Below are 6,881 nucleotides of genomic sequence, written 5' to 3' on the forward strand. Positions count from 1 at the left end.
GCGGCACGGCAGACCTGCCGTGCCTCGTCGGTAGCAACCATACTCATCGTACGCTGTCACCGGAGAAATCCGACTCTCAGCTACTTCGGCAACTACTGTTCAGGCGGAGGAGGATGTCAATTTGCTACCACAGCCATCAAGGATCGTAATGACGAAAACAGCAGTTGTCATCCTGGCAGGAACGGGATCACACGCGGACAGGGGCCGTCTCGTCAACAGACTCGAGACGGCCAAGGAGTTCGCACAGACGGACGGCGACGAGGTCGAACTGATTTTCGACGGCGCGGGCACCCAGTGGATCCCAAAACTCGAAGACGAGCGCAACGACTACCACGAACTCTACCGGACGGTGCGCGAGGACACGTCTGTCTGTGAGTTCTGTTCGGGGGCGTTCGGCGTCGCGGACGCGGTCGCAGATGCCGGCGTCGTGACGCTCGACGATCACGACGGACACCCGAGTGTTCGATCGCTCGTCGATGACGACTACGAAGTGATCACGTTCTGAACACGAGCTACCGATCGTCGCCGAACGCGAGCTACCGGTCGCCGCCGAACGTGTCGATGCGGTCGTGAACGTACTCGGCCCAGGCGTCGAGGGTCTCGTGCATCAGCTCGCGCGTCTGTTCGACGTCGGTCGCAGTGTACTGGTACACGTGGCCACCGCTGTCGAGCAAATACCGCGTGCGGTCGGTCAGCCCTTTCTCCCGCAATGTCGACAGCGATCGGTTGACACTGCTGCGGTCGCGATCGAGTTCGGCGGCCAACTCCTCGACCGTGCTCGCAGGCTGGCCCAGTAGCGCCTCGTACGTCCGGACTTCGTGGAGCCCGAGGTCGAACACACACGCGAGAATTTCCTCGAAGGATGGCTCCGACTCGCGAAGCAACTCCTGAAATCGATCCGGCGAGAGATCGACCTGTGACATTGTATAGATGATCGGTCGTTAGCGGAATAAACACACTCGTTACTCGCGGCTCACCCGGTTTCGTCCGACCGACCAGGGTCGTAGGCTGTTCGGCGAGTCGAGCCACGACCACTCAGAACAGGCGTCCGATTCCACAACGGTTGTGGCGGTGGGCGGCCAGCAACTCGTATGCTCGTCGCACTCGGGGACACCCACGGGGAACGATCGCACAGGCTCGAAGGGCGAACGCTGACTGCCGCCCGGGAGGCCGATCACGTCTGTCACACCGGCGATTTCACGACCGAACGCGTCTACGAAGCGATCGCCAATGAGGCCGGCAGCAAACAGGGTGGGACGCCGCTGTCGGCGGTCGCCGGGAACAGCGACGAGCCGACGCTCGCGGCTCGGCTCCCGAATACCGTCACCGTCGAGTACGGCGGATACACGGTGGTCCTCGTCCACGGCCACGACCACGACGACACGTCGCTGTCGCTGCTGGCTCGACAGGAGGGCGCGGAGATCATCATCGCCGGCCACACGCATCGACCCGCGATCGAACGGACGTCGCACTGTCTGCTCGTCAACCCCGGCAGTCACGCCGACCCGCGAGGGAACCGGCCGGGGCACGCCGAGCTGACGCGGCGGGAAACCGGAGCGACCATCGAACTCCGGACGCCGGATGGCGATCTGATAGCCGATCACACGCTGTCGGAACCGCGGTAGCAGCGACGCCCGCGGGTGACGTCCGTGATGGCAGCGACGACCGCGATACAGTGACGCCTGTGATAGCAGTCTCGCCTGCGGTACAGTGACGCTCAAGTCGCCCCGGCCACAAGGCGCGCACCGTGAACGAACTCGTCAACACGTATCTCAATGCCTACGAACAGACCCAGGGCGTACTTCCGGAACGCCTCGAAGAGATCGGGGCCGCCTATCGCGAACAGGGCTATCTCACCCGCGACCAGCTGTACGATCTCGCCTACGAGAACTCGACGCGAAGCGCCTACCACGTCGAATCGAACCCGCCCGAGAGGTGTCGCGAGGTCACGGCGAACGTTCTCGCTGTCGATGGGGACTTCTCGAAGATCCAGCTGCTGACCGGGCTCAGCGGCTTCAAGGCTCCGACGGCTTCGGCCGTGTTGGCGGCGCTCGATCCCGAGCGCCACGCGGTCGTCGACACGCGCGTCTGGGCGAGTCTCGACCGTCTCGACTACCTCGACGGCCGCAAGGAATCGTTCGACTCTGCCGACTACGTGACGATGATCGAGCCGATCCGGGAGATCGCCGCCGAAACCGGTCACACCGTCGCCGACGTCGGCTACGCCCTGTTCGCCTACGACGAGGACGCTCGCGAGGGGACACTGCATTAATATCAGGCCAGCCGGAGCCGATCAGGCCAGTCGAAGCCCGAGTTCGCGCGCGTACGCCACCACCTCCTGGTACTCCTCGGAACGCACCCGCCGGTTGATCTCCTCGTATCGCGAGTCCGTCCGTGCCCGGTAGTGTGGCCGGTACTGGTCCATCAGGTTGACGTACGTCTCCTGGCTGATCTCCTCGGCGAGAAACGCCAGGACGCCTTTCGTGTTCTCGACGTGGCCCGGCATCACGAGGTGACGAACGAGTAGTCCGTCTGTCGCGATGCCGCGACAGTCCGTCGAAAGGTCTCCGACCTGGCGGTGCATCTCCCGGAGTGCGTCGCGGGCGCGGTCCCAGTAATCGGGTGCCCCAGAGTACTCCACGGCAGCCTCGCTGTCGCTCCACTTGACGTCCGGCATGTAGATGTCGACGATCCCGTCGAGCAACTCGAGCACGTCGACCCGCTCGTACCCGCCGCAGTTCCAGACGATCGGGACCTTCAGACCGCGATCATGGGCGATCCGGACGGCGGCCGCGAGGTGGGGCGCAACGTGTGTCGGGGTGACGAAGTTGACGTTGTGACAGCCCCGGTCCTGGAGTTCGAGCGCCATCTCGGAGATCTCCTCGGGACCCACGGGATCGCCCTGCAGTCGTTGACTGATATCGAAGTTCTGACAGAAGACGCAGTGCAGGTTACAGCCCGCGAGAAAGATCGTTCCGCTGCCGCTGTGGCCGCGCAGGACGGACTCCTCGCCGTGGTGGTCGAAGTACGAGGCGACCAGCGCGTCGTCTGTGACGCCACAGGCACCGGTCTCGCCGGCAGTCCTGTCGACCCCACAGTCGTGCGGGCAGAGGTCGCAGTCCTCGTAGCGTCGCCACAGCGCCCGGACGCGCGCGTCGAAGTCAGCCTCCGACAGGCGCCTGTAGCTCGGCGTCGATGCCGGTCGCGTTCCCATGTGTGTACCTTTGTCACGGAGAGCTAAGAGTATTCCCGTGACCAAGATGGTCGCGATTGGACTCCTCGCGTCCGTTCGTCGGCAGAGGAGTCCGTCCACACTGTCGTGATCGCGATGCTCTCGTGGAGGATAGTACAACAAGCACCCGCGTCACTCCCGGAGCGTCTCGAACGTCCGATAGGAGAGCCACGACAGATCCCGGGCTGAGAGGTACTCGGCGGCTTCCGGCCAGGAGAGGCACTCTCGATAGGATGCCCAGTCGTCCAGCCAGGGATAATCCGATCCGAGCATGAGCCGCTCGGGGCCGAACCACGACAGGAGTTTCTGGACGAACGCCCCGGCCGTCTCGTAGGGCCAGGCGTCCCCCGACGCCCTTGGGACCGAACTCACCTTGACGTAGGCGTTCTCGTACTCTGCCAGCGTCTCGATATCGGTCCAGGGCGCTTCGTCGGGGCCCATCCCTTCATCAGGCCAGCCCATATGTTCGAGGACGAACGTGACATCGGGGTTGGCCGCTGCGAGTGTGGCGAGCATGGAGTACTGTTCGGGTTTCGAGAGGACGAACACGGCTGCCTCCTGCGTGGCGAGTTCGTCGTACAGCGGGTCGAGCGCGTCGTCGGCGATCCAGTCCGCCTGTCGATCCATCTTCCCGGGCGTCTCCCCATACTCGAAGGCGGCATGAAACCGAATCCCGAGCATCCGTTCGTGACCGGTCACGCGGCGAACAGCCTGTCGGAGGTCGGGTTCGTCCTGGAAGTACTCCATGACACCGACGCCCCACAGCCGCTCGGGATGGGCTTCGATTGCCCGGAGCGTGTACTCGTTGGCCCGTTCGTCGCGGCCGTAGATCGTCGTCGGCTGCAACACTCCTTCGTCAACCTCGGCTGCATCCATGTCGGCGACGAGATCTGTGTGGAGGTACGGACCGGACCACTCCGGGGGGAGATTGGCACTGTGCCAGGGCAATTCGGCGGTATCGGGGCCCCAGACGTGGGTGTGCGTATCGACCAGGCGCATACGACCGCAGTGGGCGGTCGGGTTTGTATAGCTGTGGACCGGAAGAACCTCGATCGGCGATCTCAAGGCAACTGCGTGGGCTTGGACATCTGCGCATTATGCGGGCCCGCACCCGAGTCGAGCGAGTTCGATCACAGGTCGGCGTGGACGTAGCAGTAATTGCGAGACCGAGTCAGGGCGGGCGACAAAAATTTGAGCATCTAACTGTAATATCATGTATGAATCTCGCTGCGCTTGTGCTCGGCATTTTTCTGATTGCCCTTGCTGTCTACACTGCCAGCGATCCGCTCTCACGGGCACGACCGTGGGTGGCTTTTAAAGATATTGAGCGTGCGCCACAGTGGGCAAAAGACAAACAGCGCACGCGAGCATGGTTGTACTCGTATGCTGTCGGACTTATGGGAGTTTTCTTCGTGGCGTTAGGTCTCGCACTGTGACTCGTGGAGTTAAAATTGCAGGCACTTTCTATCATATAATTCTGAACTTAGGTAGAGAAATAATGAAGTTCCCGTGACGACTACAACCCCTGAGTCGGTCACACTGGTACTGACAGACGATGGATCGGTCAACTCAGTCGTGCGAGATATACCGCGCGTATCTTGCACGGAGTTACCCCAGAAGCAGTCTCCTCTGAGTGCTCAGTACAGGGCCTCTATTTAGTACTGACCCTGTCGAGAGGGTCGCGTTAACTTAGAGAATGAGGCGTTCGATCTCTGCGTGTCCATGCTCGATACCGAACGCCTCAGCGATGCTATCACGTGGATAGATTTGTCGTTTGTGGAGCGGCGGCGGACTCCCGAGTGGGCGATTCAAGTGGGCATCCGATGTCACTTAGCAGGTATGTCATTACGGGATGAAAGTCGTTTTATCGATGAGTTAGGAGTCCAACGGAGTCACGTGGCAATCCACGAGTGGGTTCACAAGGCAGATCTACAGCCACTCTCGACAGTCACTGCGGATCAACTTGCGGTTGACGAGAAGATGACCCGCCTGCACGGTCAAGAGTTTGGCTGTACGGCGCTGTCGATCCCAAAACGAACGAAATCCTCCACGTCAGTCTGTTTCCGACGGTGACAAAACAGACGACGCGGTGGTTTCTGGCCGAGCTTCACCGCCGCTATCAGCTTGATGGTGTGCTATTTCTCGTCGATGACGCCGACTACCTCGGGCCAGTACTGGCCGAAGATGGCTACCGATTTCAGATACTTGCACACGGAAATCGGAATGCCATCGAACGTGTCTTCTGGGAGGTAGAACGACGAACCTCATCGTTCGCGAATAGTTTTAGCCATATCGAGCTAGAGACAGCTCAAGACTGGCTCGAAGCCTTCGCCGTCTACCACAACTCACGCCAAACTTAACGCGATGGTCGAGAGCCTCACTGATCCTCTCACATATCGACGGCGAAATTACGTGAAAAGACGGCGAATGTGGTCGCAGGCACCGGTTTGAGTGTGATGTTGGTGTTATAAAAATCGATTCCGGTGGGCCATTCCTTTACCCGTATTACGGCCCGGAAGTCTGAAGCTGGCGATCGCGGGAATCCGCGGGGAAGAGTCCGGGCGACAACTATCACTGCGAAGACGTCGAGAAGAGCGTCGCCAGTCGGGCCAATCAACTGCACGAGCCGGTGGATATTTGTTTTTATAGTTACAAAATTAAGGGATGGTGATGGCATCCGAACAGCTGTGGTCTGGTGGTGAGACACTGTGAGTCGACGTGGCCAGTCCGAGTCAGCCTCGGCGAGATCAAGAGTCAGTCGGCGGCGCTTCGTGGCCGGGCTGGCAGCCACGGGCACGTCGGCAGTCGGGGCCGGATGCGGCGAGTTGGGGGCGACACTCGGCGATGGGACCGAGAGCGACACGCTGGGCGTGTTCGTCGAAGCCGGCTTCCCCGCCGACACCGTCAAAATGGCCCTCTACGAGCACGGTGGTCTCTCCCGGGACGTGGATGTTATGTTCCACATCGACGACGACTATGAAGCCGAGCCGACAATGAATGACTTTGTAGGCGAGCTTGAGAGAAGCTCCGACGCGGCGGACCTGTTGGTCATCCGTGACAGCTGGCTGCAACAATTTCACAGAGGGGGCCTCCTCACAAACCTCACCGAACGGCTGCCGGACCAGGTGCTGGCGCCCGTCGAGTCAGAGTCCTTCTGGGCGGCCAGTCGCTCGGACCGGGCGCAGGGGACGGGCGACCGGTATGGCATTCCGCTCCGCGTCGACATGCGGACAGTCCTGTACCGTCGCGACCTCACAGAGGCCGCCGGCTACGACCCCGCAGGGGCAAACTGGGGGAGCGAGCCCCTGTCGTGGGAACGCTGGTCGCACGTCGTCGCCGACACGCTCGCAGACAGCGGCGTCGAATACGGCTTCACGTCTCCGTTGGGTGCCTACTGGTCGTTGGCGATCGGCCCGTTTTACGAGGCGCTTTCGACGTGGGGCGGGGCGTATTTCGGCGATCCGACGGCCACGTTGCTCGGCCCCGCCAGAGAGCGGCCCGTGACGGTCGCCGAGGACGCGGGTATCGACGCGGCCAGGATGCTTCGGCGGTTCCTCCACGGCGAGTCGGTCGATGGGTTCGGGTCGTTCGCCGGGGATTTCGTCCCCGCCGCCGCGCTGGAGTGGAACGAAGGGGACGTCCGAAAGGC

At 61.8% G+C, this 6,881-nt stretch carries 8 protein-coding genes and 1 pseudogene; 6 read left to right on the forward strand and 3 right to left on the reverse strand.

The window, feature by feature from the left end:
• The first annotated feature begins 148 nt into the window (after positions 1-148).
• Positions 149-505 carry a hypothetical protein gene (locus OB916_RS16755; RefSeq protein WP_315910442.1) on the forward strand — a complete coding sequence of 119 codons (357 nt, stop codon included), beginning with the start codon at positions 149-151 and terminating at the stop codon, positions 503-505.
• 31 nt (positions 506-536) lie between these two features.
• Here OB916_RS16755 and OB916_RS16760 read toward each other — a convergent pair whose 3' ends face one another.
• Positions 537-923 (reverse strand): helix-turn-helix domain-containing protein, encoded by a 387-nt coding sequence (locus tag OB916_RS16760; RefSeq protein ID WP_315910443.1) that lies wholly within the window; start codon positions 921-923, stop codon positions 537-539.
• Between the two features lie 168 nt (positions 924-1,091).
• Here OB916_RS16760 and OB916_RS16765 point away from each other — a divergent pair, with 168 nt between their 5' ends.
• On the forward strand, positions 1,092-1,625 hold the full coding sequence (locus OB916_RS16765; RefSeq protein WP_315910444.1) for a metallophosphoesterase: 534 nt from the start codon (positions 1,092-1,094) through the stop codon (positions 1,623-1,625).
• Between the two features lie 122 nt (positions 1,626-1,747).
• Positions 1,748-2,272, forward strand: coding sequence for a hypothetical protein (locus OB916_RS16770; RefSeq protein WP_315910445.1), 525 nt, complete (start codon positions 1,748-1,750; stop codon positions 2,270-2,272).
• A gap of 21 nt (positions 2,273-2,293) precedes the next feature.
• Here the strand turns inward: OB916_RS16770 and OB916_RS16775 are convergent, their stop codons facing one another.
• Both OB916_RS16775 and OB916_RS16780 read right to left on the reverse strand, forming a co-directional pair.
• Positions 2,294-3,214 carry a radical SAM protein gene (locus OB916_RS16775; protein ID WP_315910446.1) on the reverse strand — a complete coding sequence of 307 codons (921 nt, stop codon included), beginning with the start codon at positions 3,212-3,214 and terminating at the stop codon, positions 2,294-2,296.
• Positions 3,215-3,364: 150 nt separating this feature from the next.
• Entirely contained in the window at positions 3,365-4,231 is an 867-nt protein-coding gene (locus tag OB916_RS16780; protein WP_315910447.1) for an amidohydrolase family protein, read from the reverse strand.
• Between the two features lie 218 nt (positions 4,232-4,449).
• Here OB916_RS16780 and OB916_RS16785 point away from each other — a divergent pair, with 218 nt between their 5' ends.
• From OB916_RS16785 to OB916_RS16795, 3 genes and pseudogenes are all read left to right on the forward strand, one after another.
• Complete coding sequence (locus OB916_RS16785) at positions 4,450-4,668, forward strand: hypothetical protein (protein ID WP_315910448.1); 219 nt, start codon at positions 4,450-4,452, stop codon at positions 4,666-4,668.
• Positions 4,669-4,954: 286 nt separating this feature from the next.
• Positions 4,955-5,592 (forward strand): annotated as a pseudogene (locus OB916_RS16790) (IS6 family transposase).
• Between the two features lie 348 nt (positions 5,593-5,940).
• The coding region (locus tag OB916_RS16795; RefSeq protein WP_315910449.1) for an extracellular solute-binding protein at positions 5,941-6,881 on the forward strand (941 nt) is incomplete at its 3' end.

The organism is Halapricum hydrolyticum, assembly GCF_025517535.1.
Taxonomy (GTDB): domain Archaea; phylum Halobacteriota; class Halobacteria; order Halobacteriales; family Haloarculaceae; genus Halapricum; species Halapricum hydrolyticum.

Coding starts and splice junctions, on each gene's coding strand:
- OB916_RS16775 (WP_315910446.1), bottom strand. CDS start 3,214: ATGGGAACGCGACCGGCATCGACGCCGAGCTACAGGCGCCTGTCGGAG.
- OB916_RS16760 (WP_315910443.1), bottom strand. CDS start 923: ATGTCACAGGTCGATCTCTCGCCGGATCGATTTCAGGAGTTGCTTCGC.
- OB916_RS16755 (WP_315910442.1), top strand. CDS start 149: ATGACGAAAACAGCAGTTGTCATCCTGGCAGGAACGGGATCACACGCG.
- OB916_RS16785 (WP_315910448.1), top strand. CDS start 4,450: ATGAATCTCGCTGCGCTTGTGCTCGGCATTTTTCTGATTGCCCTTGCT.
- OB916_RS16780 (WP_315910447.1), bottom strand. CDS start 4,231: ATGCGCCTGGTCGATACGCACACCCACGTCTGGGGCCCCGATACCGCC.
- OB916_RS16765 (WP_315910444.1), top strand. CDS start 1,092: ATGCTCGTCGCACTCGGGGACACCCACGGGGAACGATCGCACAGGCTC.